This window comes from Phenylobacterium sp., from assembly GCF_036502675.1.
Classification (GTDB): domain Bacteria; phylum Pseudomonadota; class Alphaproteobacteria; order Caulobacterales; family Caulobacteraceae; genus Phenylobacterium.
The window spans coordinates 1-25,996 of the sequence record NZ_DASXYF010000070.1; the positions used below are offsets into that span (position 1 = coordinate 1).

Consider the following 25,996-nt stretch of genomic DNA (forward strand, 5'->3'; position numbering starts at 1 on the left):
CGCTGTTGCGCACCCCCGTCGCAATCCACAGCTTCCAGGCCGCCCCAGCCCCCCGGCCCAGCCCCCACGACCGGCGCGCCCCCGCCGAACAGCCGCAACTCCTCCCCGCCTGAGACACCCCCGCTCAGCCCCCGGGGCCGACCAACTGGTGGATCCAGGTCTCGGAAAGCGCCTGGCCGCCGCGCCGCAGGAAAGCCCGCAGGTTCACCGTCGAGCCCGCCGGCGCATCGATGTCGAACATCAGCCGCCAGCGGGTCTGGCCGACCACGGGATAGGCGACCGGCTCGATCGGCGCACCCTTGTCGATATCGACCACCGCCTCCACGTCGCCGCGCCGGAGGCCCGCCAGGGGCCCGCCGGCAAAGTCGATCACGCACTTGCGACGCCCGGGCGGGCTCGCGTGGCCGGGGCGGCCACCCCGGCCCAGGCGCGTGGAGACCACCCGGGCCACGCCTGCCGGCGAGGGCTCGTCGGCCGTCCAGTGCAGCCGATAGGCGAAATTGAGCGCCTGGCCGGGCGAGGGGGACGCAGCCGGCGTCCAGAAGGCGACGACGTTGTCGTCGGTCTCGATGGCGGTGGGGATCTCGACCAGCTGCACCGAGCCCGCGCCCCAGTCGCCGACCGGCTCGACCCAGGCGCTGGGCCGGCGGTCGTAGAAGGCGCCGTCGTCCTCGTAGTCCCCGAAGCTGCGGTCGCGCTGCATCAGGCCGAAGCCGCGCGGGGATTTGTCCATGAAGAGATTTGTGATCACCCGTGGCGGGTTGGCGAGCGGCCGCCAGATTCGCTCGCCCGCTCCCGTCCAGATCGACAGCCCGTCGGAGTCATGGATCTGCGGCCGCCAATCGTCGCCCGGCTTACGGTCGCTTTGGCCATACCAGTACATGCTGGTCAGCGGCGCCACGCCCAGTCGCTCGACCGCGCCGCGAAAGTGCAGGTCCGCCTCGATGTCCTGGACCAGGCCCGTCGCGGAGCGCTGGTGGCGGATGCGATAGGCGCCGGCCACGCTCGGCCCGTCGAGCAGGGCGTAGACCACCAGCCGCCCGTCTGGGTCCTGCTCCAGCCAGAAGGAGGTGAAGACCGGGAATTCCTCGCGACGCGGCGTGGCCGTGTCGATCGCCAGTCCCCTGGCCGAGAGGCCGTATTGGTTGAAGGGCTCGGCCGAGCGGAAATAGGAGGCGCCGAGATAGGCGATCCAGTCGGTCTGCTGGTCGCGGTTCATGACGCGGAAGCCGCCGAAGCCCGCCTCGTCGCCCAGCTTGCGCGCCGGCGAATCCGGCTGCATATCGAACAGCGCCGGGGAATATTCGACGGTCCGCGCCTGGCCCCCCCAGACGACGTTCATGGCGACCGGGACATTGGCGGTGCGCGCCATGGGGAAGAAGCGGACGCCGCCGCTTTCCGAGCGCGTCCACAAGGCAGCCTCGGGCCGATAGGTGATCTGACCGAAGGCGTCATAGTCGATGGCGTGCAGCAGCTCGGGCGCAAGCGGAGCGGGCGGCGCATAGGGCCGGGCGGCCAGGCCGGCGGCGTGCGCCTTGAGAGCCTCGAACGAGAAGGGGCGCGACGGACCGAGGGCGGCCCCGGTGGGCCAGCCGTCGGCGCCGCGCGCGGGGCGGCCCGGCGCGCCGAGCGCCTGCGAGGTTGCAAGCACGCCCGCGGCGTTCGCGAGCAGGGCCGCCAAAGCGAACCGACGTGTCAGCGTCAGATGCTATCTCCGATTGTTCCGCCAGCGTAGCCGGCGCAGCAAGGGTCGGAGGATTGATTACCAGAACCACGGCCTGAGCGCGGCCAAAAATATCCGGTGGAGCACCGGAGGCCCAACAGCGGACAGCGCACGCACGTCATTTACAGCCGGCCGGATCAGTCTCCGGCGAGCTGAAAATGACGAAACGGGCCGGCCGGCCTTGTCATGCGGCGCGCGCGCCGGTCGGCAACGGGCCGATCTGGGCTGACAAGGCCGGCCGAGGCTCAGCTGTACAGCTTCTCGCCGCGCCCAAGCCTCTGGAGGTTGTAGGCCGACAGGTCAGGGTACGGGCTTTGGCCCATCTGGTGCGGGCCTTCCCAGCCCGGCATCAGGCCGCGCTCGTGGCAGAAGTTCTGCGCCTCGATGTTCTGGTGCACGAAGACGTCGGCGCCCGGATCGGTGCACAGCCAGACCACAACCTTGGCGGGCACGGCCGGCGGGGCGCCGCTGGGGCTGAAGCCGAACTTGACCATGTCCTGGGCCATGCGCTCGGTGGCTATGTGGCCGGGCTGGAGGTTGAAGCAGCGGATCCCCTGGGGCCCGTGCTCGACGTTCAAGAACCCGGCGATGCGCTGGAACGCCCCCTTGGAGATGCCGTAGCCCATGCCCCAGCCGCCGCCGCCCGCCGGTTTGGACGGGTCGTTGTAGGCGGCGCCGGAGGTGATGTTGACGATGGTCCCGCCGCCGTTGGCGATCATCGACGGCAGGGCCAGCTGGTTGATGATCAGGCCGGCGAAGACGTTGCCTTCCATCTGCTTGCGCAACAGTTCGATCGGCGTGTCCAGGAAGCGGTCCATGTGGCCCGGACCGATGTAGCGGCCATTGTGCACCACGACGTCGATGCGGCCCATGGTGTCGAGCACCTTGGTGACCGCCGCACCGAGCGAGGCGGGGTCCAGGAGGTCGGCGGCGACGGCGAAAGCCTTCCCGCCCGCCTTCTCGATCATGGCCGTGGTGCCCTCCAGGCTGCCGGGGAGGGCCGAGGTGTCCGAGTCCTTCAGCGTGGAGGAGTGTTCCCGCTGCTCGCCTTCCTTGACCGTGCGGGCGGTGATGGCGACGTCAAAGCCGGCCGCGGCCAGTTCGATGGCGCAGGCCTTGCCGATGCCCCGGCTGGCCCCGGTGACGAAGGCGACTTTACGGCTCATGTACTTTTCCTTTCAGATGATTTCGGGAGACTTGTCGGTCCATTGTCGCACCACCTTGCGGGCGGTGATCAGCCAGCCGTCCGCAAAGCGGCGGCACCGGTCGCGATACTGCACGCCGACCACCACCCGAGCGGGAGGCTCGTCTGCGCTCCAGTGGTAGGCGATCCCGTAGCTCCACACGACGGCCTCGTCGCCGTGCAGCGTCACGTATTGGTTGGTGATGTTGTGCTGGGTGGCGGCCCAGGCGGATGCGCCCGCGTAGACCTTCGGCAGATATTCGCCGACCGGCAGGACGCCGTGGTTGCTGTCGGTGACGGCGTCCTTGGCGAACACGCTGGTCACCAGGTCGAAGGCGCGCATGTCGATGCCCAGCGCATAGACCTTGACCAGCTGGCTGACCGCATGGCGATCGGCCAGTTCGGCCGGGCTCGGCGAGGCGATCGGCCCCGCCCATTGCATGACATCGTCGCTCATGCCACCGGTCCGGAGGCGGGAAGGCGCCGGTGGCGCGGCTGGCTCATCGAACAAAGTCGCCCGACTGCAGGTTGCGACAGCGCCCGCGCTCTGGATGCGGATGGGGTGGATCGTTGCTGCGCTGCTGCGGGGCGCTGCACGCCGGCGCCGACACCTTATGTGCGCCGGGTGTCATGTTATGCGCACTGGATATCATGTTCCCCCTTTTTCTCTTGAGGGCCCCGCAAGACCCTTTGCGTCGATCCGCCGCTTTCGACCAGCCCATATGGGGCTGGCCTCATACGGGAATATTGCTTGGCCGCTGCTTGGTGACTGGACCATTCCGCCGGCGCGAAGTTCGCAAGCAGCCACTGGAAATGGCTGGATCGAGATGATCGCTGCGGTTGTCGCAACATCGACCTGTGCGGTTAACTTGTCAATTCCGGGGGGACTGCGCGCGCGGACAATTCGGGCCTGGTCGGAGACGCCTCAAGCCATGAAGGCGGGTCCGATTATCGGCCCGCGCTCGGCGGAACGTCCGAACCGCACGACCAAACTCGTCGGATTGCATCTCCTCTTCGCCAGGGCCTGGCCGCCGCTCGGCGCCAACGACGGAACCGTTAACTCCTGGGTAACCACTTGAGTCGCCACATTCTGGAAAACAGGGGTGTGCGATGCGTGATTTGACGCTGATCGCTCGGAACTCGCGCTGGGTTCTCCTCGATGAAAATGTCGCGGAGCTTGGCCAATTCGCCACCGAAGGCGCCGCTCTCACCGCCGCCAGCGGCTATGTCCGGGCGTGGCGGGAGTCCGCATTCATCCTGATCGGCGATGCTGACGGCGAATGGCGTGAGGAGCAATTGCTGCCCGAATCGCATCACCACTGAGAGCAAGGCGCCAGATGCCCGCCATCTTCGACCAGGCCGGCGGCCTCGGAGCGAGCTCGTCGCGAAGGCGGCGGCCAAGCTGTTCGGCTGACGCCGGCCGCCAAGCGCGGACATTGGCGCTCGGCGAGGGCGGTCGACGGCTGAGCCCTCAGATCTCCAAGCAGATCTTGCCGAAATGCTTCTGAGCTTCCTGGCGGCGCAGAGCGTCCGCCATGCTTTCCAGCGGGAAGGTCGAATCGATCACCGGCTTGATGCCGTTGGCGGCGACGGCGCGGTTCATGTCCAATTGGTCCTTGCGGCTGCCGACCATGATGCCGGTGACACGGGTCAGATTGCTGAAGAGCTTGCCGGTGGGCACGTCGCCGCTGAGCCCTGCAAGCACGCCGATCATCGCGATATGGCCGCCCATGCGCAGCGCCGTTATGGACTGCGGCAGCGTGCCCGCGCCGCCGATTTCGATCACGTGGTCGACGCCGCGGCCGTCGGTCAGTTCCTTGGCCTTTTGCCCCCACTCCGGCTCTTGCTTGTAGTTGATCAGATAATCCGCTCCGAGCCCCATCAGCCGCTCCAGTTTCTCGTCCGACGACGAGGTCGCAACCACGGTCGCGCCCGCCGCCTTGGCGAACTGCAACGCAAAGACCGAGACGCCGCCCGAACCCTGCACCAGTACGAAATCGCCCGGCTTCACCTGGCCCGCGACCACCAGTCCGCGCCAAGCGGTCAATCCGGCGCAGCACAAGGTCGCCGCCTCGGCGTGCGACAGGCCGGGGGGAGTCTTGGTGAAATAGACCGCCGGCAGGGTGACGAACTCGCGGGCATAGCCGTCGATCGTATCGCCGGGCATCTTGCTGAGACTGTGAGGCGTGGCGTCGCCGTTCAGCCACTCAGGGAAGAACATGCTCAAGACATTGTCGCCCACCGCGAACTCGTCGACGCCCTCGCCCACCGCCGCAACTTCGCCCGCCCCGTCGGACAAAAGGATGCGATTGTCCGCGCACTTCTTCCATCCGCTGGCGACGGCATAGTCGTGATAATTCAGCGAACTGGCATGCAGCCGGACGGTGATCTCACCCGCCTTTGGGGCCGACGCGTCGGGTATCGTCGCCATCACCAACTTGTCGAGCCCGCCCGGCGCCTTCAGGGTCATGGCCTTCATTTGTCGATCTCCCATTTGAAATTATTATCTAATTTGATTTAGGCCGATATCCGAAAGGCCGCGACCGGCCCCGACGCCATCGATCCGGCGCGCGTCGTCAGCACGAGCGCCCGCCGGCCGAGCGCCTCGAAGCCGTGCGGCACTCGTGCAGCGATTTCGCCTCCGTTGGCCGCCAGGCCTGAATCGAACGGGAACCCGCTCATCCGGCCGCTGCACCAGCGCGGGCGTCCGCCTACTCCTCGCAAGCCGCCCTCCCGGCATAGTTTCGGTTCCTCGCTACGAGCGGGTTTCCAGCCTGTTGACGTAAAAATGAATTTAGTTCATTTTTGTGTCAAGGCCCAAAGAAGGGGTCGTTGGAGGACGGATCGAGCGGCGTCCGTGTCGTCGAGAGCGGTCTCGATCTCGAGCGGGCCATCATCACCATGATCAACGCGGGCATGGCCGAGTGCGCCAGTTGTCCGTCGAATATTCCAAGATGACGTACAATTTTCTAAATTTTATCTATGATTTCCGGATTGTAAGTATAATATCTCGGCAAAATCGGATTTAATAGAATTTGTTACATGTAATAATGATGCATATCATATTTTTTAGCGACATATGATACAATCTATATCTCCCTAGAGGGATAAAAATAGATCTTTCTATAATTTATAGGCGATTAGGTCATGCGTTCTGTCGGTTACCGGAATTCGCTTCCTATCGATGATCCATCAGCGCTGATGGATATCGAGCTGCCGAAACCGACGCCGACGGGCAGAGATCTGCTTGTGGAAGTTCGCGCCGTCTCGGTGAACCCCGTCGATACCCGGATGCGGGCCGGTTTTACCCCCGAAGCCGGACAGTGGAACGTCCTTGGATGGGACGCGGCCGGGGTCGTCGAAGAGGCCGGTCCCCTGGCGTCGCTGTTCAAGCCGGGTGACGAGGTTTTCTACGCCGGGGCGCTGCGCCGTCCTGGCGCGAACGCCGAGTTCCACCTCGTGGATGAGCGGATCGTCGGCCGCAAACCGCGTTCGCTAAGCTGGGCCGAAGCGTCGGCTCTGGCGCTGACGGCGCTGACGGCTTGGGAAGCCCTGTTCGATCGGCTCGACGTGAAGAAGCCGGCGCCCAGTGTCTCGCCGTCAATCCTCATCACCGGCGGCGGCGGCAATGTCGGCTCGATGGCGGTGCAACTCGCCCGGAAACTGACCGATCTCACCATCATCGCCACCGCTTCCCGGCCGGAGACGCAAGCCCGGGCGCGGGAGATGGGCGCCCATCATGTCATCGATCACTCCAAGTCGCTCGCCGCTCAGGTGAACGCGCTGGGCGTCGGGGCTCCGGGCATGGTGTTCTCCGTCAGCAACACCGATCAGCATCTCTCCGAGATTCTGGAACTGGTCGCCCCGCAAGGGCGCATCGCCGTGGCCGACGATCCTGCAACGCTCGACATCAAATTCTTCAAACACAAGAGCATTTCGGTCCATTGGGTGGCCATGTTCACCCGGTCGACGTTCGAGACCGCTGATATCCAGGCGCAGCATGCGCTACTTAACGAGGTCGCACGGCTGGTGGATGATGGAGTGATCCGCACCACGCTGACGGAGACCTTGGGGAGCATCAACGCCGCCAACCTCAGGCGCGCTCACCAGCTCGTCGAGAGCGGCCGGCTCAGGGGCAAGATCGCGCTTGAAGGCTTTCGGTGACCTCGCCGAAAATCGGCGCCGTCAGTCCGACTCTCCGGGATCGCCGCGAATCTGATTTCCGCTATCGACCGCAAGGACTCTCCCGGGGATGAACTTGCTTACCGGCCTGGAGATGCGGCGGATATCGTCCGCGACATCCTCGATCAGAATCGGAAGACGCCGTAGCGGGGCTGTTCGATGGGCGCATTGAGGCTGGCGGAAATCGCCATTCCGAGCGCATTGCGCGTGTCGACCGGGTCGAGCACGCCGTCGTCCCAGATTTCGGACGTGGCGTAGTAGGCGCTCTGCTCGCGCCTGTAGGCTTCCAGGATCGGCTCGCGGATCGCCCCGACTTCGTCGGGATCGAGAGACTTTCCGTCGCGGGACAGCTGCCGGACCTTGACGTCGGCCAGGACGTTGGCCGCCTGCTCGGCGCCCATCACCGACATCTGGGCCTGCGGCCAGGAGAACATGAACCGCGGGTCGAAGGCCCGGCCCGACATGCCGTAGACGCCGGCGCCGAAGGCGCCGTTGCAGTTGACCGTGAACTTCGGGACGCTGGCGCCGGTGACCGCCATGATCAGCTTGGCGCCGTCCTTGGTGATGCCGGCGCGCTCGTATTCCCGGCCGACCATGAAGCCGGTGATGTTCTGCAGGAACAACAGCGGCGTGCGGTTCTGCTCGCAGAGCTGGATGAAGTGGGCGCCCTTCAGCGAGCTGTCGTTGAACAGCACGCCGTTGTTGGCCAGCACGCCCACCTGATAACCCCAGATCCGCGCATAGCCGCAGATCAGGGTCTTGCCGTAGGACGGCTGGTACTCGTGGAAGCGGCTCCCGTCGACCATCCGCGCCAGCAGTTCGCGGATGTCGAACTGGACGCGGGGATCCTTCGGCAGGACGCCGTAGATTTCTTCCGGGTCGTAGAAGGGCGGCTCCGGCTCGATCCGGTCGACATCGGTCTTCCGCGGCCGGGTCCAGCGGCCGACGATGTCGCGGGCGATGGCCAGCGCATGCATCTCGCTGTTCGCCGGATAGTCCGCGACGCCGGAGACGCTGGTGTGCATGTCGGCGCCGCCGAGCTCCTCGGTGGTGACGTCCTCGCCGGTCGCGGCCTTCACCAGCGGCGGGCCGCCCAGGAAGATGGCCCCGGTCCCGCGCACGATCACGCTGTAGTCCGAGAGCGCCGGGATATAAGCCCCGCCCGCCGTGCAGTGGCCCAGCACCACCGCGACCTGGGGCAGCCCCATCTTCGAAAGGGTCGCCTGGTTGCGGAAGATGCGCCCGGCGTAATAGCGGTCGGCGAACAGCTGGGCCTGCAGCGGCAGGAAGCCGCCGGCGCTGTCGCAGAGATGGACGACCGGGAGGCGGTTCTCGATGGCGATATCGAGGGCGCGGACGATCTTCTTGACCGATAACGGATACCAGGCGCCGCCCTTCACCGACGCGTCGTCGGCGTGGATGACCACCTCGCGCCCAGCGACGATCCCGACGCCGGTCAGTTGTCCCGCGCCGGGCGCCTCGCCGTCATAGGCCTGGTTGGCGGCGAGGGTCGACAGTTCGAGGAACGGCGTGTCGGGGTCCAGCAGGGCGTCGAGCCGTTCGCGCGGGAGCAGCTTGCCCTGCCGCGTGAGGCGGTCGAGGTCGCGCTGCGGCCGCGTGAAACGCGCGTCGTGCTGACGGCGGCGAAGCTCGGCCGCCAGGCCGCGGTGAAAGGCGGCGTTCTCCAGGAACTCCGCCGAGGCGGGATCGATCCTGCTCTTGATGCGGGACATGGCTCAGGTCTCCCGCGGCGCGAGCGTGACGAGGAGCGCATCGCGCTCGAAGGTCTGGCCCAGGCCGACGTGCAGGGTCTCGACCACCCCATCGCGGGCGGCCTTGATGGCGGTCTCCAGCTTCATGCTCTCGATGATCAGCAAGGTGTCGCCGGCGCAGACGGGATCGCCCTCTTGCGCCTGGACCGCGACCACCGATCCCGGCATCGGTGCGCGGGCGACGTTTTCGGCCTCGGCCTCCGCCGCTTGCGAATAGAGGTCGAGCGCCGGCTGGTGGCGCACGACGTAGGCGCGCCCGTCGAGATGGATATGCACCACGTCGCCGTCGACCGCGACCACGGCGCCGGGGACCTCCGACAGGTCGTGGCCGCCGCCGCCGCCGATGAGGAGGTAACGGTCGCCGCGCCGGACGAGCCAGACGTCGTGCGGGATGTCGTCGAGGAGCAGCCGGTGCTTCATGTCAGTTCCGCCAGCCGCCCATCGCCCGGTGCAGGGCCGGCGCGGCCCCGGCGGCGTCGGCGATCGGCCGCAGCGCCTGCGCGGCCAGGCCCAGGACCCGGGCTGCCGTTTCGGCGTCGATGGGCTCGTCGAGGGCCAGGGCGGGCTTCTCGTCGATCAGGCCGGTGTGCAGTTCGCCGGCCGCGAAGTCCGGATCGCGCAGCAGGCGGGCGAGAAAGCCGGCGTTGGTGCGGCAGCCCAACACCACCAGGTCATGCATCGCCTGCTGCGCCTTGGCGATGGCCTCGGCCCGGTCCGCGCCATGCACGATCACCTTGGCCAGCATCGGATCGAAGGCGGTGGTGACCCGGCTGCCGAGCGCCACGCCGGCATCGACGCGCACGCCGGGCGGCGGCGACCAGGCCAGGATGCGCCCAGTGGTCGGCGAGAAGCCGCGGGCCGGATCCTCGGCGTAAAGGCGAAGCTCCAGGGCGTGCCCCGAGACGGCGACCGCCTCCTGCCCGAAGCCGAGAGGTTCGCCGGCGGCGACGCGGAGCTGCTGCAGGACGAGGTCGACGCCGGTGACCGCCTCGGTGACCGGGTGTTCGACCTGCAGGCGGGTGTTCATCTCGAGGAAATAGAAGCCGTCCCGCCCGTAGATGAACTCGATGGTGCCGGCGTTACGGTAGCCCGCCGCCCGCGCGATGCCGGCGGCCGTCTCGCAGATCTCGCGCCGCGTCTGCGGCGAGAGGGCGGGGGAGGGGGTTTCCTCGACGATCTTCTGGAAGCGGCGCTGGATCGAACACTCCCGCTCGAAGAGGTGGATCACATTGCCTTGGGCGTCGCCCAGCACCTGAACCTCGATGTGCCTGGGGCGCTCGATGTAGCGCTCCATGTACAGCCGGCCGTCGCCGAAGTAGCGTTGGGCCTCGCTGCGCGCCCGGTCGCATTCCGCCTCGAGCTGCGCAAGATCGCGCACGATCCGCATGCCCTTGCCGCCGCCGCCGGCCGCCGGCTTGATCAGCAGCGGCGGGCCGAGCGCCCGGGCGCGGGCGAGGAAGCTGGCCGGGTCGTCGTCCTCGACAGCCTTCGGAACCACCGGAAAGCCGTGCTCCGCGACGAACCTAGCGGCCCGGACCTTGTCGCCCATCAGTTCGATGGCCTCCGGCGTCGGGCCGATAAATACCATGCCGGCTTCGGCGACGCGCCGCGCGAAGCCGCTGTTCTCCGACAGGAAGCCGTAGCCGGGGTGGATCGCGCCGATCCCCGCCGCTCTGGCCGCTTCGATGATCTGGTCGCCGTCGAGGTAGGCGGCGACCGGCGACGGCCCGGTGACTTCGATGGCGATGTCGGCGGCGCGGACCGCCGGGGTGTCGGTGTCGACCGCGTGGTGGACGACCGCCCCGGTCAAGCCTTGCTCCCGCACGGTCCTCAGGATGCGCACGGCGATCTCGCCGCGGTTGGCCACCAGGACGGAGCGAAACGGAAACCCGGTCATGAGGCGCGCGACGTGGAGATGCCGCCCAGCAGCAGACGGGTGATCTGGCCGGCGACCCGTTCGACGTCGATCGGATGGCCGGCGAGGATATGCCGCCACGCCACGTGCTCGATCCCGCCGAACATCATGTCGCGAACCAAGCGATCGTCGATGTCGCCGGCCACCCGGCCTTCGGCGCGGCCGTCGGCGAGGATCCGCATCAGGATCGAGGTGTATCGACGATTGAGCTCGTGGGTCTCGGAGCCCACGTATTCGTCGAAGTTGCGCACCTCGACGATGAACAGGCGGCAGAGCGCCATGTCGTCGACGAACCGCTCGACATGCTTGTGAACCAGCGTCGCCACCCGCTGCTCGAACGAGGCCGACAGCGACACCGCGCGTTCCAGGTCGTCGATGATGCGGCTGTAGAAGCTGTCCAGCACCGCCAGCAGCAGGTCCCGCTTGGAGCCGAAATACCGATAGACGAGGCCGTCGGAAACGCCGGCGACGCGCGCCACGTCGCTGACCGCCGCGGCTTCGTAGCCTTTGCAGGCGAAGACCTCGCGCGCAGCCGCAAGCAGGCTGTCCTCCCGGTCCTGCATCCGTTCCGCGCTGATACGTGGCATTTTTCCCCGCTCGCCGTGTGTCGCCGGCTCTCGTTGACACAAAAATGAATTCAGCTCAATTAAGCGTCAAGCCCAGGTCGAGAGACATATCCGGAGGAGGTCCCCAGTGTCGGCGATGCAGCCGGTTGGAACGCGGGCCGGCCAGTTCGGCCTGGCGCCGGATCAGCAGGAGATCCTGGATACGGTAGCGGGTTTTGCGCGGCAGACGTTCTGGCCGCTGCAGCAACGCATGGACGACGAGGAGTGGTGGCCGGACACGGTGATGCCGGCGCTGGCCTCGATGGGGCTGCTGGGGGTCACGGTGAGCCCGTCGCTGGGCGGCGCGGGCGGCGATTTCTTCACCTCGGCGCTGATCACCCAGGCCCTTGCGCGCTGGAACCCGGCCATCGCCTTGTCCTACATCGCCCACGAGAACCTCTGCGTGAACAATATCGCGCTGAACGCGTCCGAGGCGCTGAAGGCGCGCTACCTGCCACCGCTCTGCGACGGCCGGGCGATCGGCGCGCTCGGGCTCACGGAGCCGGGCGCCGGGTCCGACGCCCTCGGTGCGATGGCCACCACCGCCCGGCGCGACGGCGACCGCTATGTCCTGAACGGCCGCAAGCTCTTCATCACCAACGGCCCAGTGGCCGACGTGCTGCTGGTTTATGCCAAGACCGACCGCAGCAAGGGGGCGAAGGGCATCTCGGCCTTCATCGTCGAGAAGGGCTTCAAGGGGTTCGCGGTCGCGCAGAAGCTGGACAAGATGGGTTTCCGCGGCTCCACCACGGCCGAGCTGCTGTTCGACGACTGCGAAGTGCCCGCGGAGAACCTGGTCGGGGTCGAAAACCGGGGCGTCGCGGTGGTGATGAGCGGCCTCGACCTGGAGCGGGCGATCGTCGCCATGATCAACCTGGGCATGGCTGAGCGCGCCCTCGATCTGGCCTTGGACTACGCCCGCACGCGCGAGCAGTTCGGCCGGAGGATCGGCGACTTCCAGCTGGTCCAGGGCAAGCTCGCCGAGATGTACGTCGGCGTCGAGACGATGCGGGCGCTCTGCTACCGAGCCTGTGCGGCTGCCAACGACATCGAGCCTGGCCAGGGCGGGCGCGGGGAGTTCCACAAGCTCACCGCCGCGACCATCCTCCATGCCGCGGAGACCTGTACGCAGGTGGTGTCCGACGCGGTGCAGATCTTCGGCGGGGCCGGGTACATGCGCGAAACCGAGATCAACCGCCTTTACCGCGCGAGCAAGCTTCTGGAAATTGGGGCCGGGACGACCGAGATCCGCAAGATCATCATCGCCGGCGAGCTTCTGGGATAGTTGGGAATGGCCGACAAGATCATCATCAGCTGTGCGATCACGGGCTCGATCCATACCCCCTCGATGTCGCCCCACCTGCCGGTCACCCCGGCGGAGATCGCCCAGTCGGCGCTGGAAGCGGCTGCAGCAGGCGCCGCGATCGTCCACCTGCATGCGCGCAATCCGGAGGACGGCCGTCCCGACCAGTCGCCCGAGGCGTTCGAACCGTTCCTGCGGGTGATCAAGCAGTCGTCCGACGTGGTGGTGAACCTGACCACCGGCGGTTCGCCCTACATGCCGGTGGAAGAGCGGGTGCGCCCGGCCGCCGTGTGGAGGCCGGAGATCGCCAGCCTGAACATGGGGTCGATGAACTTCGGCCTCTTCCCGCTACTCAAACGCTTCAAGACCTTCAAGCACGCGTGGGAGCCGGCCATGCTCGAGGGCTCGCACGACCTGGTGTTCCGCAACAGCTTCAAGGACATCCGTTTCGCGCTAGAGACGCTGAACCCCGGCGGCGCGCGCTACGAGTTCGAATGCTATGACACCAGCCACCTCTACAACCTGCATTACTTCTGGCGCGAGGGGCTGGTGCAGGCGCCGCTGTTCATCCAGACCTGTTTCGGCCTGCTGGGCGGCATCGGCGCCCATCCCGAAGACGTCATGCACATGAAGCGCACGGCGGATCGGCTGTTCGGCGCAGACTACCGCTGGTCGGTGCTGGCGGCCGGCCGGAACCAGATGCCGGTCGCCGCGATGGCCGCCTCGATGGGCGGCCACGTCCGGGTCGGCCTGGAGGACAGCTTGTGGCTCGGGGCCGGCGAACTCGCCCCCAGCAACGCGGCGCAGGTGGCCAAGGTGCGCCAGATCATCGAAGGCCTCGGCCTGGACGTCGCCACGCCCGCAGAGGCCCGCGACATCCTGGCGCTGAAGGGCGGCGACAATGTCGGGTTCTAGGGGCGCCGCCTTGCGCCGCGCCGGCTAGATGCCCGCCGAGCCGTTCGGACGCAGCGACGCCGAGCTGGCGGCGCTGACGCCCGCCCTGGCGCCCGGATATTTCGCGGGGCGCGTCGCCATGGTTTCCGGCGCGGGAAGCGGCATCGGCCGCGCGACCGCCCATTGGTTCGCGCGGCTGGGGGCGAAGGTGGTGCTGTGCGGCCGGTCCGCCGAAAAGCTGGCGTCGGCGCAGGACGCGCTCGTCCGGCTCTATGGCGCCGAAGTCCTCGTCCATCCCCTGTCGATCCGGGACCCGGACGCCGTGGCCGCCCTGTTCGAGGCCGCGTGGTCGCAGTTCGGCGGGGTCGACATCCTGGTCAACAGCGCCGGCGGACAGTTCCCGCAGGCGGCGATCGACTTCTCGCCGAAGGGCTGGCTCGCCGTCATCGACACCAACCTGAACGGCAGCTGGTACATGATGCAGGCCGCCGCCCGGAAATGGCGGGACGCGGGCCTTCCGGGGGCCATCGTCAACGTGGTGACCGCGGTCGGCCGCGGCATGCCGGGCCTCGCGCACACCTGCGCGGCGCGCGCCGGCGTCATCTACGCGTCGAAGACAGTCGCCGTCGAATGGGCGCCTCTGGGCATACGGGTGAATTGCGTGGCGCCTGGCGTCATCGAAACGGCCGGAATGAACGTCTATCCGGAGGAGGTGCGGCGCGAATTCGCCGCCACCAATCCGATGAAGCGCTTCGGGCAGGTCGAGGACGTCGCCGACGCCATCTGCTTCCTGGCCGGGGCGTGCGCCGGCTTCGTGACCGGTGAGGTGCTCACCGTCGACGGCGGAAACCAGATGTGGGGCGACCAGTGGGCCATCCCCAAGCCGGATTATTTCAAGGTCGGATAAGAGGAAGAGAAGCCCGTTGCAGGTGTCTGGAAAATATTTCGAGGAGTCCGAGCCCGGGATGATCATGCATCATCCGATCAGCCGCACGGTCACGGAGACGGACAATCTGCTGATCAGCGCGCTGACGCACAATCCGCAGCCCTTGCACCTCGACGCCGAGGCGGCGAAGGCCAGCGAATTCGGCCAGATCCTGGTCAATTCCATGTTCACTTTCGCGTTGATGGTCGGGCTCTCCGTGGGCGACACCACGATGGGAACCCTGGTCGCCAACCTCGGCTTCGACGCCGTGGTCTTCCCGAAGCCGGTGTTCATCGGCGACACCCTGCGCGCGGAGACCACGGTGGTGGAACGGCGCGAAAGCCGCTCGCGTCCGACCCAGGGCGTCGTCGTCTATGAGCATCGGTGCCTGAACCAGCGCGGCGAGGTGGTCGCCCAGTGCCGCCGGACGACGCTGGTGCACAAGCGGCCCGTTTGAGGCGGGACCGGCGCGGCTCCGCAGCCGCGCACTAGGTAAGCAGGTCTTCCACGGCTGCGATGTGGCTCCGAACGCCCTGCTCCACAGAATAACGCTGGGCTTGCGTCCGCAACGTCGTCGGTCGCGGCTGGCTCAGCACTTGGTCAAGCGCGGCGGCGATCGACGCCGGATCGTCTGCGGAGAGGAGACACCCTTCGGAACGGCCCACCAGTTCGTCCGCGCCGGCGAAGCAGTTGGTGGAGACGACGGGGCAGTTGGCGGCCATCGCTTCGAACAGGACCGCGGGGAGTCCCTCATAGGTGGACGTCAAGGCCATCACGGACGCGCGGGCGAACCAAGGCCCCACATCCGCAACATAGCCTGCGAGATCGACGCGATCGCCGATTCCGCGGGCCTGGATCTGCGCCTCGATCGCCCTGCGTTCGACGCCGTCGCCGATCAGCACAAGACGCGCGTCCCTGGTCCGGGTCAGTGCGAACGCCTCGACCAGCAGGTCGAGACGCTTGCGCCGTGAAAAGCCGGCGACCGCCACAACAATCGGGGTCCGGAGACCCGTGTCGTCGGACGTCCGGGGCTTCAGCATTTCCGCGGTCACATACGGATTGGCGACGGCCTTGAATTTGTGCGCCTGGCGAGGAAAGGCGGCGCTCAGGTTTCCGGCGTCCGCTTCCGTAAGCGTCAGCATGCGATCCGCGGCGTCGACGGCCCACCCATAGACGCCGCGTCGGACCACAGCGCCGAGCGGCCCGTCGCTCGGCCGGATGATCGGGTTGGTGGCTTTCAACACGACGCGGCAGTGCGACCTGTCCGCAAGCGTCGCTGCGGCGGCGCAGACCCAGTTCATGTGATTGCCGCAGGAGATCAGGCACGCGGGGGGGCCAGACCGCAAATGCGCCGCGAAGCCCGCCAAGCCGGTAACGAGGTCGAGTTTGCGGTGCGCGACTTCGCCCGCCAGAAACGTCAGGCGCACCGCCGGGTGCAACATCGGCCCAAGCACGGATTCGCCCGTGCCGCCGCGTCGGAACGCGACAATCTCGGCGTCCAGCCCGGCGGCCGCGACGCCGCACGCCAAATGGATGGCGACGCGATCGGTGCCTCTCTGACCGAGGCTGTTCACGGCTAGGACGACGCGGCGCATATCCGTCAGGGCGGAGGCGTTCAGGAAGGTCCCTCCTCCGAACGACGCCTTCGAACTCGCGCCGCCTCAAGCCGAAATGAATGTTCTGCGCAGCGATGACGGCCGGTCCGGGCGACCCAGCCGCGGCGGCGGCTTCCAGTTTGTTGTGCTTGCGGAATGCGCCGTGTGCCGCGTCCGCTGGCCTTCAGCTGCATTCTTCCAGGCTCGCCTGACGAAAAGCTCGCAGAGCGTGAGGGCAGGCGCATCCAGCGGCGTCAAGGGGGCGTGGACCTCTCAGCACCCGAATCGACGGCGGCTAGCCAGCCAACCCTAGCATCGCCTCCATTCGAGGACGCCCCACGGCCTCGGCGCGCCCATTCCATCGCCGTGGTCCTGCACGATTTCTCGCTCGGCGGAACGGAGCGCGTGGCCATCCGGCTGGCCAACACATGGGCGCGCGCGGGACGCGAGGTCCGACTGATCTGCGGCGCTCCTCATGGCCCCTTGCGCGACCTGGTCAGCGCGGACGTCCACGTGGAGATGCTGAATCCCGCCATAGGGCGCGCCGCCGGATCGCGCGGGCGGCTGGCCGTCGCCGTAGCCGCGCATCTCACGCGCAAGCCCTGTGACCTCCTCTTCCTCCCCGGAAATTTCCACTGGCCGGTCATCCAGGGCTTGGCGCGCCTGCCTCGAGACGTGCGCCCAAGGATCGCCGCGCAGGTCAGCAATCTCCTCAAACGGCCGGGTCGGGGACGGATCGAGCAGGCCGTGTTCGAGCTGACCACGCGGCTGCGAATGCAGGAGGTCGACCTGGTGGTGGCGCTCTCGCCCGAAATGCAGGCGGAGGCCGACCGTGTTCTGGGACGTCGCGTGGCGACAGTGTTGCCGCTGCCTTCGCTCGACGACGACTCTCCGGAACCGCACCCCCTGCCGCCGGGTCCGCCGCTCATCCTGGCGGCGGGCAGACTTACGCCGCAGAAGGACTTCACGGTCGCCGTGGCCGCGTTCGCACGGGTCCGCACGCCGGGCGCCCGGTTGGTGATCCTGGGCGAGGGGCCCGAGCGAGACGCCATCCACGCCTGTGCACGGGCGTTCGGCGTCACCGACCGAATCCGCTTGCCGGGATACGTACCGGACATCCGCCCCTGGCTGGACCGTTCGCGTCTCTTCCTGCTGAGCTCGAAATTCGAGGGTTATGGCGGGGTCGCGGTCGAAGCCCTGGCGGCGGGCCGCCCGCTCGTCGCGACCCGGTGCGGACCCCTGATCGACGAACTGGTCGGACCGCATACCGGCAGCGTGTCCGCGCCGGTCGGGGACGCGGCCGCCATCGCCACCGCCCTCGATCTGGCCTTGAGCGCGCCCCCGCCCAATCCGCTCATGCTGGCGAGGCAGGTCGACAAGCATCGGATCGCCGGGATCGCCGACGCCTATTTGCGCCTCTTCGACGAAGCGGTCGCGAACGGACGTCACGCCCCGAAGTCCGCCTTCGGCCCATAGGCTAGTCGACGCCGCCGATGGGGCCGTCGGCCCGTCCGGCGACGAACTGCCGGACATAGGGATTGTCGGTGAGGTCAAGGTCCGCCGCCGGCCCTCGCCACACGATCTTGCCGCCCTGCAGCATGGCTATGTCGTCGCCGATGGTCCGCGCCGAGGCCAGGTCATGGGTGATCGAAACAGCCGTGCAGCCCAGATGCCGGACCTGCTCGACGATCAGAGCGTTGATCGCTGCGGCGGTGATGGGGTCCAGGCCGGTGGTCGGCTCGTCAAAGAACAGCACCTCGGGGTTGGCGACGATGGCGCGAGCGAGGCCTGCCCGCTTCTGCATGCCGCCGGAGAGCTCCGAGGGATAGAGATCGGCGACTTCCCGGCCCAGCCTGACCTGTTCCAGCGCCTTTATCGCGCGCGCCCGGGCGGTGGCGCGCGGAACGCGGTCGGCGTTGACCAGCCGGAACGCGACGTTTTCCCAGACCGTCAGGCTGTCGAACAGCGCCGAGCCCTGGAACAGCACGCCCATGCGCGAGAATAGCTTCCGCCGCCGCCGCTCGTTGAGAGGCACGAGGTCCTCGCCGTCCAGCATGACCTGGCCCGCGTCCGGGCGCACCAGGCCAAGCGCCGTCTTGATCGTCACCGACTTGCCCTGCCCAGACCCGCCGATGATCACCAGGGAGCGGCCCGCAGCGACGCTGAGGTCGAGGCCGTCGAGGACCTGCACGCTGTCGAAGCGCTTGCTGACCGCCTTCCACTCGAGTTTCGGCAGACCGGTCATGCGTGGGCGAACAACGAGGTCAGCAGGTAGTCCGCCGCGAAGATCAGGATGGCGGCCGAAACCACCGCATGGGTCGCGGCCCGGCCGACACCCCGCGCCCCCTCGGAGGCGTTGTAGCCGTGGTAGCAGCCCGTGAGCGCCACGATGAACCCGAAGGCCAGCGCCTTCACCAGGCCGGAGGCCACGTCCCAGGCCTGGAGGAAGGCGGAGGTGTTGTGGATGTAGACGGTCGGACTGAAGCGCAGCACCCGCACGGCGACCAACCAGCCGCCGGCGACGCCGATCGTATCGGCCACGATGGTGAGCAGCGGCAGGACCAGCACCGCGGCCAGCAGGCGCGGGGCGACCAGGTAACGGAAGGGGTCGGTCGACAGGGTGCGCAGGGCGTCGATCTGTTCCGTGGCGCGCATGGCGCCGATCTCGGCGGCGATGGCCGCGGAGACCCGTCCTGCGAGCATCAGGGCGGCCAGCACGGGCCCCAGCTCACGGGTGACGCCGAGCGCGACGATCTGCGGCATCACCTGTTCGGCGTTGAGGCGGCCGCCGCCGGTGAAGATGTTGAGCGCCAGCGCGGCGCCCGTGAACACCGCCGTCAACCCAACGACGGGCAGCGAGAAGAACCCGATCGCGAGCAACTGACGCAGCAACTGGGCGGGGAACCACGGCGGCGTGAAGACCGCCGTGACCCCGCGCACGGCGAACAGCGTCACGGCGCCGACATTGCGTACGGCGCCCAGCGCCGATCGCCCGAGCGCCCGGACGGGGTTGATCCCGGAGGCGCCTGACATCATCCTATGGCGCTCCAGGCGCGGCGTCGGCCGGCGCGGCCTTGGGCTCCTGCGGTCGCATGACCTGGCCGATCAGGCCGAACAGATCGACCGCGCCCTGGGTGTTCACGATTTCGCCGCCGGGCTTGAGGTCGTCGGGCGCCCCGCCCGGCGCGATGGCGACGTGCGCGCCACCCAGCAGGCTGTCGCTGGTGATCTTGGCGGTGGAGTCCGCGGGGAGCTTCACGGTGGGATCGAGGTTGAGCCGCACCACTGCGAGGTAGGTCTTGGGGTCCAGGGAGATCTGCGAGACGGCGCCCACCTTGACGCCCGCGACGCTGACGACGGCGCCTGTCGTCAGTGCGCCGGCCTCACCGAAGCGAGCTGTGACGTCGTAGCCGCCCGGCCTTTTTCCAACGCCGCCGACGCTCAGCGAATAGGCCAGGAATCCTGCCGCGAGGATAAGCACTGCGAGACCCATGACGGTTTCGGTCTGCTGTTCGCGCAAGGCGAAATCCTTTCAATCGAGATGGAGTCGGCGCCGTCACGGCCTGCGGGCCGCAGGCCGCAGGGCGTCCTTCTGGAGCTGCGAGATGAGCACGCCGATATCCCCCCCGGCGTTGTCGATCGTCGAAACGAAGTCCTGCTGCTGGGTGATGGCCAGCCAGACGCCCTTGAACTGAATGTCGACGACCTTCCACGACGCGCCGCCGCCCAGCACGCGCCAGGCGACCGCCACCGGCCGATCGAGCTGACCGCCCGCTATCGTCGTATTGACCACCACGTCGCCCGGCTTCTGAACGACGGATCCGACCACGTTCAGCTTCTCACCGCCGTAGTCGTCGATCCGGTTCTGGTAGACGCTTTCAGCATAGGCCCGGAACGCTGCGGCGAACTGCTGGCGCTGGACCGGCGTTATCGTCCGCGCGTACTTGCCCAGCACGAAGTTGGTGACCTTGGGAACGTCCGCCAGTTCGTTGATCGCCTGGTGGAACGTGGCCTTCTTCTGGGCCACGCTCTGGCCGCGGTCCGCCAGCACCGAGATGACCCGCTGGGCGCCCGTCTGCACGAATTGCTCGGCCTGGAGGTCGCGGCCTCGGCCGCCCTGCGCCAGGGCCGCCGAGGCCGCGCCCAGCATCGAAACAATTATCAGAAGCGCGACGTGGATAGCGCGTCGAGGCTGGCCGTTCATCTGCTCGAATCCGGATGGTCGTTGCTTTTACTTGGGGTGGTCGGAATCAGCCGACGGGCGCGCGTCCATCGGAGAGTCGAAGTCGGGGAGAGCTTCCACTGCGCCGGTCGCCGACTGCACCACGGAGACGCGGTGTTGGGTGTAGCCGGAACGGGCGGTCGCGTAAGGATCGGTCGCGTCGTCGAGCGCCCGGAAAGCCACGTCGCTTCGCGCCCGGACGTCCAGCACGGTGACGCCGACCCTCGTCGCTCCGAACGTCGTCGTGAACCCTCCGGTGGCCAGCGAGACTGGATCGACCAGGATGTCGACGATACGGCCGAGACCGTCCCTGAGATCGGAGGGTCCCACCAGCGGCACGTAGATATAGGGGCCGGCTTCGGCGCCGTAGCGCCCCAGGGTCTGCCCGAAATCGGCGTCGTGAGACGGTAGGTCCATCTTGGCGGCGACATCGAACATACCGAGCAGTCCCACGGTCGAGTTGATCATGAACCGAGCGGTGGCGACGCCGGCACGCCGGGGATGGCCTTGGGCGACGTCATTGATCACCGTTCCCGGTTCGCCGAGGTTGTCGACCACCATACTGACGCGCCTGCGGACCGGCGACGGCGCCATGTGCATATAGGTGTGCGCGATGGGCGCGACGAGATAGCGGTCCAGCAGCATGCTGAAGCCGAAGACCTGCCTGTTCATCCCCTGCCAAGGATCGTGCGGGAGCGACGCGGGGGAGTCCTGCACGTCGACGCCCGTCTCGGCGGCTGGCGCGCCAGCCGGAACAGCCGCGACCAGCGGCGTGGCCGCGAATATCATCCCCGCCGCGCCAACGGCGGAGCAGGTCGCCTTCAGAAAACGGCGGTTCCGGATTTGGGTGCTCGTCACGGGCGTCGCCACCTGTTGAAGGACCAGACCGCCGTCTGCGTCAACCGCCATCGACCCGGCCGGCCGGACTGTCGCCTGACGCGCGGGGCTGCGTGACGTTCTCCGCCCACCGGCGCGAAAGCCTGCGCGCGAGCCGTCGAAGCGTCCACCCAGATTTCGAAAGCGATCCTCCGGTATCCGCCGCGGCTTCGCTTGATCGCCCCATGACCCAGCCAACGGCGTCGGGTCGCAAGGCCTGCGGCCGTCGATCTGGTCTGCCTGGTCATTATCGCCTTCAAAACGGCCAACCGCCCCGAGTCCCTATGATGACGCCGCGCCGCTCCGATCACCTCCTAGTTGTCCGGTGTCGGCCAGCGGTCTTCTCCACGTCGGGTAAACTTCGGGCGCCTGTGCAGCGAGATAGACGCGACCGCTCCAATGTTTCCCTTGCTTCCAGGACATTTCGCCCGTGAAATAAGGAGCTGCCAGGGCCGGGAGGATCGAATGGCGCCGACCGACAACCATGCTGACGGCAGGTCCGCCCTGATGGTCCTGGGACTGGCCGTGGCGACCATGATCGCCGTGATCGGCGTCGTGTCGGAGAGGCCGACCAACCGGGACAACGCCGATCAACTGCTTGGTTCCCTCGCCAACCAGATCACGCTGACGGACGAAACAGGCGGCGGGCTCCGATAGCGCGGGGGCCCCCGCGCCCTACGTCCAAAATCCACACTGGCCGACTACAGCATCTGAAGCAGGCGTTCCTATCGCTGGCGTCCGTCGGCAGGAACGTGGTTGAAACCACACGTCAGGCTGGACGGGAAACCTTGAAGGCGGTCGCAACCCAGCGGGCGGCCATTCATAGTTGCGGAGTTGAGAACGTTTGGACGCCCTGATCTCGGCCGCCTTCAGCGCCCTCGTGAAGGTCGGTCGCCTCGAGGTGATCACCGCAAAGGGCTCGCGTCTTCTGTTTGGCGACGGTTCCGGGATCCACACCACCGTACGGTTCCGCGACGCCGGCGCAGAACGGGCGCTGCTGCTCAATCCGGAGCTCAAGACCGGCGAATTGTTCACCGACGGGAGGCTGACCGTCGAGCAGGGAACGGTCTATGATTTCCTGTTGATGGCGATGCAGGGCGCGCGCGAGGCGTCGGAGCCCTGGGTGCTGCGCCTGGCCGACGAAGCGCGAGTCGCAGCGACACGGGTGTTTGCGCGCAACGACCCTCGCCGGGCGGCCCGAAACGTCGCCCATCATTATGACCTGGGCGACGACCTCTACGCGTTGTTCCTGGATCCCGACTGGCAATACTCATGCGCCTACTTCGAGCATCCGGACCAGAGCCTCGTCGACGCCCAGCTTGCGAAGAAGCGCCACGTCGCAGCCAAGCTGCTGATCGAGCCGGGGAACAGCGTACTCGACATCGGCAGCGGCTGGGGCGGCCTGGCGTTGCATCTCGCCGAACTGTGCGGCGCCGATCGCGTGCTGGGCGTGACCCTGTCGACCGAACAGATCGAGCGCGCGCGCCGCAGGGCGATCGAGCATGGGCTCGCCGAGCGCGTGACCTTCCAGTTGCAGGACTATCGGCAGTTGGCGGGACGCTTCGACCGAATCGTGTCCGTGGGCATGTTCGAACATGTCGGTCTGGCCTTCTATGGCGAATTCTTCCGCGCCGTCCGCCGCCTTCTCGCCGATGACGGCGTCGCCCTGATCCACACTATCGCGTCGCCCGACACGCCCGGGCCCACAAATCCCTGGATCAGGAAGTACATCTTCCCAGGCGGCCATATCCCGTCCTTGTCCGACATTGCGCCCCACCTCGAAAAGGCCGGTCTCGTGCTGACCGACCTCGAGACCCTCGGACCGCACTACGCCCTGACCCTGCAGGCCTGGCGGCGGAATTTCATGTCGAGGCGCGACGAGGCCAAACGCATGTTCGACGAACGCTTCTGTCGGATGTGGGAGTTCTATCTGTCGCTTTCGGAAGCCGCGTTCCGTACCGACGATATTACGGTTTTCCAGCTTCAGCTGGCCCGCAGGCGAGGAGCCGTGCCGCTTACCCGAAGCTACATGGAAGAACGCGAACGGCTCCTGCGCGGACGCGAGCCGCACGTGCAAAACCCACGTGAAGCGGATCCGGCGCCGGGTTCGGACCCGCTTCCGGGTTAGCCGCCGTCGCCGGCGGTGCAGGAGAGAGTCAACCTGTCAGTGCGGGCAGGGGGATGTTCGTCTGAACAACGGGTGCGGCGCGTTCACAGCTTCAGCTTTACCCAGCCCTCCACGGTGACGTCGTAGCACTCGCGCTGGATCGGACGGTTGGGGAGCGCCCTCATAGAACCGCAGGGGCGTGTCCAACAGGTTCTTGGCGTCGAAGTAGGCGCCGACACGCGGGCTGACCTGGTATTGGCCGGTGAAGTCCAGCGTGCTGCGCTTCGTCCTGGAAGACGTCGGTAGCGCGGCTGCCGCCGATGCCGAACACCTGCGAGACGCCGCGGTAGGTGGCGTCCGTCTTTTCGAGCCGCGCCCCGACCAGCACGTTCCAGGGCCCCCAGGCGCCCTGGTACTGTAGATAGGCGGCGTAGACGTTTTCGTCGTCATCCAGGACCGCACCGGCATCTCGCGACCGGTCGCGCGCGAGGTTTTCCGTAAACAGAGCCGGGTTGGCGGCGAGCAGATCGCGCAACGTCACCGCATTGGCGCGGACCCCCACGGCGTAGCGGTCGTCGTAGTAGATGAACGGGCCGCCGCCTGGCACGTCGCTGAGGAGCTTGGTCGCTCCATTGTAGCTGAAGGTGAAGTTGTGCGGCTGGGCCAGCTTGCTGCGCAGCCGCACCTTCGCCGACCTTGAAGATGTCGGAGTCCGAGACCCATTGTCCCCGGAACCGTCAAATTGGCCGCATACGACCACTCCGTGTCCCTGTCCTTCTCGTTGGCATTGGAGATGCCGGCGAGTTGATAGAGGCGCGGGTCGAGCACATTGGGACCGTCGACGACGGCCGCCTTTGGAAAATTGAGATCCGAAGTGTTGTCATAGGCCACCGTCCGCGGCAGGGTGTTCAGGAGCACGACGCCCCCGAATGTCGCGCCGTTCAGGTTGCCGTCTATGCCCTGGATGTTGACGTAGCGGCCTTCGCCCGTGTCGATCGAAAGGGACACGCCGGGCACCCGGCTCAATGTTTCCGCCGCGTTGACATCCGGATATTTGGCGATGGTCTCCGCGACTGGATGTTCACCAGGTTCGGAGCCGTCTGCTGCTCGGCGCGAGCGGTCGACTCCAGTCTTGGCGCCGTGACCATCAATTCCTGCACGCCGGTTGCGCGCTCGGCGCTTTCGGCCGCCATGGCGCCCGACGCGAGGGAGAAAACGCACAATCTGCCGGCCGGCAATCCGGACCTGTTGCCGCAGGACACCTGGCTATCTTCACAACGGCGCCGTCGACTACGGAACGACAGCCTACTACCGCGACGACCGCAACAGCTTCACGGAGATCGTGCGCCCGGTCGGCGACGACGTGGTGCTGGCCACCAAGGCGAACGGCCGGAGGCTTCGAGTTCAACGCCGGCGGCAGACTCGGACCGGCGCTGAGCTTCAGCCTCAGCGGCGACTTCTTCTACGCGCAGATCGATGCGAGCTCCCTCGGCGCACAGGGGCTGAGGTCGACAAGAGGCGTAAACCTCAAGGCCAATCTCGACTACCGCCTGACCAGTTCCGACGCCGCCCAGATCTCTTTCGCCCGATCAGACAAGCGACTGACCCCGCAGGGCTATGTGGACGCCATGAATCTGGTGAACGTGGGGTGCCGCCACGAATTCCGTCCCGATCTGTCCCTGGTCTTCACCGTCACCGACCTGTTCAACGCGCAGAGGACGGTGAGGCATGTTCTCTCCCCCGGCCTCACCGAAGTCTACGAACGGCGCCAGTACGGGCGGGTCGCCTAAGTCGGCTTCGTCTGCAGTTTCGGAGGGCGAAAGAAGGGCAAGTCGGCCTTCGAACATGATCAATAACTTAGAGGGTGCTGAGCATTCCGTTTTCAAGTTGAATTTAGGCGCCGGTCGGTACAACGCCCATTCTGAGTTCGCCATCTGGCGCGACGCACTCGATCGCGAAGATGATGTTGATGAGGCCTTCGGCGCCTCGATGACCCGCCTGCCGGTTGATCGACATCTAGGCGGCGGTCACCGCCGTGGCGACGATCATCTTAGGAACAACTTCCTCCGCCAGAGCCTGCAAGGAGTCGCGCCAGGCTTCCGGCTGCTCGGCATAGTCGCAGGCGAAGACCAGCAGAGTGCCGAAGCCGCCGGTCTCGTGCTGAAAGGCTTCCAGCTTCTCACGCACGGTGGCCGGGGAGCCGACGATCCACGTGTGCCGGAGGAAGTGGTCCGGCGTGTACTCCACCGGATTGAACGGCAGGCCCTGCGTCTCGGCGGAGTGCCGGGAAGTGCGGGCGAGGTAGCCCGTCGTATACTTCCCCAGTCCGCCCTCGACGGCGATCTTCTCGGCCTTGGCGTCGGTCTCGGCGACGACGATCTCCTTGACGACCCGCCAGTCGGCGCGGTTGGTGGTGCGGCCGGCCGCGTAGGCGCCCGCCTCGTAGGCGTCCCAATGGCTCTTCAGGGCGGGCACGCTGGAGGCCAGGCTCATGGGCAGGAAGCCCATGCGGCCGGCGATCTTCAGGGTTGGGGAGTTGGGGCTCAGCCCCGAGACCCCGATCGGCGGGCCGTTCTTCTGCAGCGGCCGGATGTGCGCGTCGAACAGCGGCAGGCGCGGCTCTTCGACCTCGATCCTCCAGAACTTGCCCTGGTGGACGAAGGGCCGTTCGCCGAACCAGATCTTCTGGATGAT

At 67.1% G+C, this 25,996-nt stretch carries 27 protein-coding genes; 10 read left to right on the top strand and 17 right to left on the bottom strand.

Annotated features, from left to right (window positions below; genetic code table 11):
* Nucleotides 1–124: 124 nt before the first annotated feature.
* From VGL30_RS08090 to VGL30_RS08100, 3 genes are all read right to left on the bottom strand, one after another.
* Nucleotides 125–1,651: a glucan biosynthesis protein gene (locus tag VGL30_RS08090; RefSeq protein ID WP_331538670.1), complete on the bottom strand. Its 1,527-nt coding sequence runs from the start codon at nt 1,649–1,651 to the stop codon at nt 125–127.
* 317 nt (nt 1,652–1,968) lie between these two features.
* Complete coding sequence (locus VGL30_RS08095; RefSeq protein WP_331538672.1) at nt 1,969–2,889, bottom strand: SDR family oxidoreductase; 921 nt, start codon at nt 2,887–2,889, stop codon at nt 1,969–1,971.
* Nucleotides 2,890–2,901: 12 nt separating this feature from the next.
* Nucleotides 2,902–3,363, bottom strand: a complete 462-nt coding sequence (locus VGL30_RS08100) for a nuclear transport factor 2 family protein (RefSeq protein ID WP_331538674.1) — start codon at nt 3,361–3,363, stop codon at nt 2,902–2,904.
* Between the two features lie 653 nt (nt 3,364–4,016).
* Between VGL30_RS08100 and VGL30_RS08105 the strand changes: the two genes are divergently transcribed.
* On the top strand, nt 4,017–4,229 hold the full coding sequence (locus VGL30_RS08105; protein ID WP_331538676.1) for a hypothetical protein: 213 nt from the start codon (nt 4,017–4,019) through the stop codon (nt 4,227–4,229).
* A 148-nt stretch (nt 4,230–4,377) separates the two neighbouring features.
* Here the strand turns inward: VGL30_RS08105 and VGL30_RS08110 are convergent, their stop codons facing one another.
* Nucleotides 4,378–5,385, bottom strand: coding sequence for an NAD(P)-dependent alcohol dehydrogenase (locus VGL30_RS08110; RefSeq protein WP_331538679.1), 1,008 nt, complete (start codon nt 5,383–5,385; stop codon nt 4,378–4,380).
* A 668-nt stretch (nt 5,386–6,053) separates the two neighbouring features.
* Here VGL30_RS08110 and VGL30_RS08115 point away from each other — a divergent pair.
* Complete coding sequence (locus tag VGL30_RS08115) at nt 6,054–7,070, top strand: zinc-binding alcohol dehydrogenase family protein (RefSeq protein WP_331538681.1); 1,017 nt, start codon at nt 6,054–6,056, stop codon at nt 7,068–7,070.
* A 143-nt stretch (nt 7,071–7,213) separates the two neighbouring features.
* On the opposite strand, the gene VGL30_RS08120 is transcribed toward VGL30_RS08115, so the two are convergent.
* From VGL30_RS08120 to VGL30_RS08135, 4 genes are read right to left on the bottom strand one after another with little or no spacing between them, the layout of a single operon-like run.
* A complete protein-coding gene (locus VGL30_RS08120; RefSeq protein ID WP_331538683.1) occupies nt 7,214–8,821 on the bottom strand; it encodes an acyl-CoA carboxylase subunit beta in 1,608 nt (535 codons plus the stop codon).
* 3 nt (nt 8,822–8,824) lie between these two features.
* A complete protein-coding gene (locus VGL30_RS08125) occupies nt 8,825–9,280 on the bottom strand; it encodes an acetyl-CoA carboxylase biotin carboxyl carrier protein subunit (protein ID WP_331538686.1) in 456 nt (151 codons plus the stop codon).
* Nucleotide 9,281: 1 nt separating this feature from the next.
* Nucleotides 9,282–10,757, bottom strand: a complete 1,476-nt coding sequence (locus tag VGL30_RS08130) for an acetyl-CoA carboxylase biotin carboxylase subunit (protein ID WP_331538689.1) — start codon at nt 10,755–10,757, stop codon at nt 9,282–9,284.
* Complete coding sequence (locus VGL30_RS08135) at nt 10,754–11,362, bottom strand: TetR/AcrR family transcriptional regulator (RefSeq protein ID WP_331538691.1); 609 nt, start codon at nt 11,360–11,362, stop codon at nt 10,754–10,756. The genes VGL30_RS08130 and VGL30_RS08135 overlap by 4 nt, the downstream gene beginning before the upstream one ends.
* 115 nt (nt 11,363–11,477) lie before the next feature.
* Between VGL30_RS08135 and VGL30_RS08140 the strand changes: the two genes are divergently transcribed.
* Genes VGL30_RS08140 through VGL30_RS08155 form a run of 4 tightly spaced genes read left to right on the top strand, consistent with a single transcriptional unit; the run spans nt 11,478 to nt 14,959 of the window.
* The gene (locus VGL30_RS08140) at nt 11,478–12,665 is read left to right on the top strand and encodes an acyl-CoA dehydrogenase family protein (protein WP_331538693.1); all 1,188 of its coding nucleotides are present in this window, start codon (nt 11,478–11,480) and stop codon (nt 12,663–12,665) included.
* A 6-nt stretch (nt 12,666–12,671) separates the two neighbouring features.
* Nucleotides 12,672–13,598 (top strand): 3-keto-5-aminohexanoate cleavage protein, encoded by a 927-nt coding sequence (locus tag VGL30_RS08145; protein ID WP_331538696.1) that lies wholly within the window; start codon nt 12,672–12,674, stop codon nt 13,596–13,598.
* 28 nt (nt 13,599–13,626) lie between these two features.
* Nucleotides 13,627–14,484 carry an SDR family NAD(P)-dependent oxidoreductase gene (locus tag VGL30_RS08150; RefSeq protein ID WP_331538698.1) on the top strand — a complete coding sequence of 286 codons (858 nt, stop codon included), beginning with the start codon at nt 13,627–13,629 and terminating at the stop codon, nt 14,482–14,484.
* Nucleotides 14,485–14,506: 22 nt separating this feature from the next.
* Nucleotides 14,507–14,959, top strand: coding sequence for a MaoC family dehydratase (locus tag VGL30_RS08155; RefSeq protein ID WP_331538729.1), 453 nt, complete (start codon nt 14,507–14,509; stop codon nt 14,957–14,959).
* A 31-nt stretch (nt 14,960–14,990) separates the two neighbouring features.
* Here VGL30_RS08155 and VGL30_RS08160 read toward each other — a convergent pair whose 3' ends face one another.
* On the bottom strand, nt 14,991–16,097 hold the full coding sequence (locus VGL30_RS08160; protein ID WP_331538700.1) for a glycosyltransferase: 1,107 nt from the start codon (nt 16,095–16,097) through the stop codon (nt 14,991–14,993).
* Nucleotides 16,098–16,463: 366 nt separating this feature from the next.
* Between VGL30_RS08160 and VGL30_RS08165 the strand changes: the two genes are divergently transcribed.
* Nucleotides 16,464–17,573, top strand: coding sequence for a glycosyltransferase (locus tag VGL30_RS08165; RefSeq protein WP_331538702.1), 1,110 nt, complete (start codon nt 16,464–16,466; stop codon nt 17,571–17,573).
* Nucleotide 17,574: 1 nt separating this feature from the next.
* On the opposite strand, the gene VGL30_RS08170 is transcribed toward VGL30_RS08165, so the two are convergent.
* The 5 genes from VGL30_RS08170 to VGL30_RS08190 all read right to left on the bottom strand — a co-directional run bounded on the left by VGL30_RS08170 (nt 17,575) and on the right by VGL30_RS08190 (nt 21,228).
* Complete coding sequence (locus VGL30_RS08170; RefSeq protein WP_331538704.1) at nt 17,575–18,342, bottom strand: ABC transporter ATP-binding protein; 768 nt, start codon at nt 18,340–18,342, stop codon at nt 17,575–17,577.
* On the bottom strand, nt 18,339–19,133 hold the full coding sequence (locus VGL30_RS08175; protein WP_331538707.1) for an ABC transporter permease: 795 nt from the start codon (nt 19,131–19,133) through the stop codon (nt 18,339–18,341). Before VGL30_RS08175 ends, VGL30_RS08170 begins: the two co-directional genes overlap by 4 nt.
* Nucleotide 19,134: 1 nt before the next feature.
* Nucleotides 19,135–19,617: an outer membrane lipid asymmetry maintenance protein MlaD gene (gene mlaD, locus VGL30_RS08180; RefSeq protein ID WP_331538710.1), complete on the bottom strand. Its 483-nt coding sequence runs from the start codon at nt 19,615–19,617 to the stop codon at nt 19,135–19,137.
* A gap of 36 nt (nt 19,618–19,653) precedes the next feature.
* Nucleotides 19,654–20,247, bottom strand: coding sequence for an MlaC/ttg2D family ABC transporter substrate-binding protein (locus VGL30_RS08185; protein WP_414694966.1), 594 nt, complete (start codon nt 20,245–20,247; stop codon nt 19,654–19,656).
* 81 nt (nt 20,248–20,328) lie between these two features.
* Nucleotides 20,329–21,228 carry a VacJ family lipoprotein gene (locus VGL30_RS08190; protein ID WP_331538715.1) on the bottom strand — a complete coding sequence of 300 codons (900 nt, stop codon included), beginning with the start codon at nt 21,226–21,228 and terminating at the stop codon, nt 20,329–20,331.
* Nucleotides 21,229–21,660: 432 nt separating this feature from the next.
* On the opposite strand from VGL30_RS08190, the gene VGL30_RS08195 reads away from it, so the two are divergent.
* Nucleotides 21,661–21,852 (top strand): hypothetical protein, encoded by a 192-nt coding sequence (locus tag VGL30_RS08195; protein ID WP_331538717.1) that lies wholly within the window; start codon nt 21,661–21,663, stop codon nt 21,850–21,852.
* 187 nt (nt 21,853–22,039) lie between these two features.
* Nucleotides 22,040–23,323, top strand: a complete 1,284-nt coding sequence (locus VGL30_RS08200; protein WP_331538720.1) for a cyclopropane-fatty-acyl-phospholipid synthase family protein — start codon at nt 22,040–22,042, stop codon at nt 23,321–23,323.
* A 160-nt stretch (nt 23,324–23,483) separates the two neighbouring features.
* Here VGL30_RS08200 and VGL30_RS08205 read toward each other — a convergent pair whose 3' ends face one another.
* Complete coding sequence (locus VGL30_RS08205) at nt 23,484–23,987, bottom strand: outer membrane beta-barrel protein (RefSeq protein WP_331538722.1); 504 nt, start codon at nt 23,985–23,987, stop codon at nt 23,484–23,486.
* 583 nt (nt 23,988–24,570) lie between these two features.
* On the opposite strand from VGL30_RS08205, the gene VGL30_RS08210 reads away from it, so the two are divergent.
* On the top strand, nt 24,571–25,092 hold the full coding sequence (locus tag VGL30_RS08210; RefSeq protein WP_331538731.1) for an outer membrane beta-barrel protein: 522 nt from the start codon (nt 24,571–24,573) through the stop codon (nt 25,090–25,092).
* 103 nt (nt 25,093–25,195) lie between these two features.
* Here VGL30_RS08210 and VGL30_RS08215 read toward each other — a convergent pair whose 3' ends face one another.
* Nucleotides 25,196–25,318 carry a hypothetical protein gene (locus VGL30_RS08215; protein WP_331538724.1) on the bottom strand — a complete coding sequence of 41 codons (123 nt, stop codon included), beginning with the start codon at nt 25,316–25,318 and terminating at the stop codon, nt 25,196–25,198.
* Nucleotides 25,319–25,996: LLM class flavin-dependent oxidoreductase (locus VGL30_RS08220; protein ID WP_331538727.1), on the bottom strand; the 678-nt coding region annotated here is incomplete at its 5' end.

Bases quoted from the DNA above. Each gene is read 5' to 3' on its own strand.
- VGL30_RS08095 (WP_331538672.1), bottom strand. From the start codon at position 2,889: ATGAGCCGTAAAGTCGCCTTCGTCACCGGGGCCAGCCGGGGCATCGGC.
- VGL30_RS08100 (WP_331538674.1), bottom strand. From the start codon at position 3,363: ATGAGCGACGATGTCATGCAATGGGCGGGGCCGATCGCCTCGCCGAGC.
- VGL30_RS08105 (WP_331538676.1), top strand. From the start codon at position 4,017: ATGCGTGATTTGACGCTGATCGCTCGGAACTCGCGCTGGGTTCTCCTC.
- VGL30_RS08110 (WP_331538679.1), bottom strand. From the start codon at position 5,385: ATGAAGGCCATGACCCTGAAGGCGCCGGGCGGGCTCGACAAGTTGGTG.
- VGL30_RS08115 (WP_331538681.1), top strand. From the start codon at position 6,054: ATGCGTTCTGTCGGTTACCGGAATTCGCTTCCTATCGATGATCCATCA.
- VGL30_RS08120 (WP_331538683.1), bottom strand. From the start codon at position 8,821: ATGTCCCGCATCAAGAGCAGGATCGATCCCGCCTCGGCGGAGTTCCTG.
- VGL30_RS08125 (WP_331538686.1), bottom strand. From the start codon at position 9,280: ATGAAGCACCGGCTGCTCCTCGACGACATCCCGCACGACGTCTGGCTC.
- VGL30_RS08130 (WP_331538689.1), bottom strand. From the start codon at position 10,757: ATGACCGGGTTTCCGTTTCGCTCCGTCCTGGTGGCCAACCGCGGCGAG.
- VGL30_RS08135 (WP_331538691.1), bottom strand. From the start codon at position 11,362: ATGCCACGTATCAGCGCGGAACGGATGCAGGACCGGGAGGACAGCCTG.
- VGL30_RS08140 (WP_331538693.1), top strand. From the start codon at position 11,478: ATGCAGCCGGTTGGAACGCGGGCCGGCCAGTTCGGCCTGGCGCCGGAT.
- VGL30_RS08145 (WP_331538696.1), top strand. From the start codon at position 12,672: ATGGCCGACAAGATCATCATCAGCTGTGCGATCACGGGCTCGATCCAT.
- VGL30_RS08150 (WP_331538698.1), top strand. From the start codon at position 13,627: ATGCCCGCCGAGCCGTTCGGACGCAGCGACGCCGAGCTGGCGGCGCTG.
- VGL30_RS08160 (WP_331538700.1), bottom strand. From the start codon at position 16,097: ATGCGCCGCGTCGTCCTAGCCGTGAACAGCCTCGGTCAGAGAGGCACC.
- VGL30_RS08170 (WP_331538704.1), bottom strand. From the start codon at position 18,342: ATGACCGGTCTGCCGAAACTCGAGTGGAAGGCGGTCAGCAAGCGCTTC.
- VGL30_RS08175 (WP_331538707.1), bottom strand. From the start codon at position 19,133: ATGATGTCAGGCGCCTCCGGGATCAACCCCGTCCGGGCGCTCGGGCGA.
- VGL30_RS08185 (WP_414694966.1), bottom strand. From the start codon at position 20,247: ATGCTGGGCGCGGCCTCGGCGGCCCTGGCGCAGGGCGGCCGAGGCCGC.
- VGL30_RS08190 (WP_331538715.1), bottom strand. From the start codon at position 21,228: ATGGCGGTTGACGCAGACGGCGGTCTGGTCCTTCAACAGGTGGCGACG.
- VGL30_RS08195 (WP_331538717.1), top strand. From the start codon at position 21,661: ATGGCGCCGACCGACAACCATGCTGACGGCAGGTCCGCCCTGATGGTC.
- VGL30_RS08215 (WP_331538724.1), bottom strand. From the start codon at position 25,318: ATGTCGATCAACCGGCAGGCGGGTCATCGAGGCGCCGAAGGCCTCATC.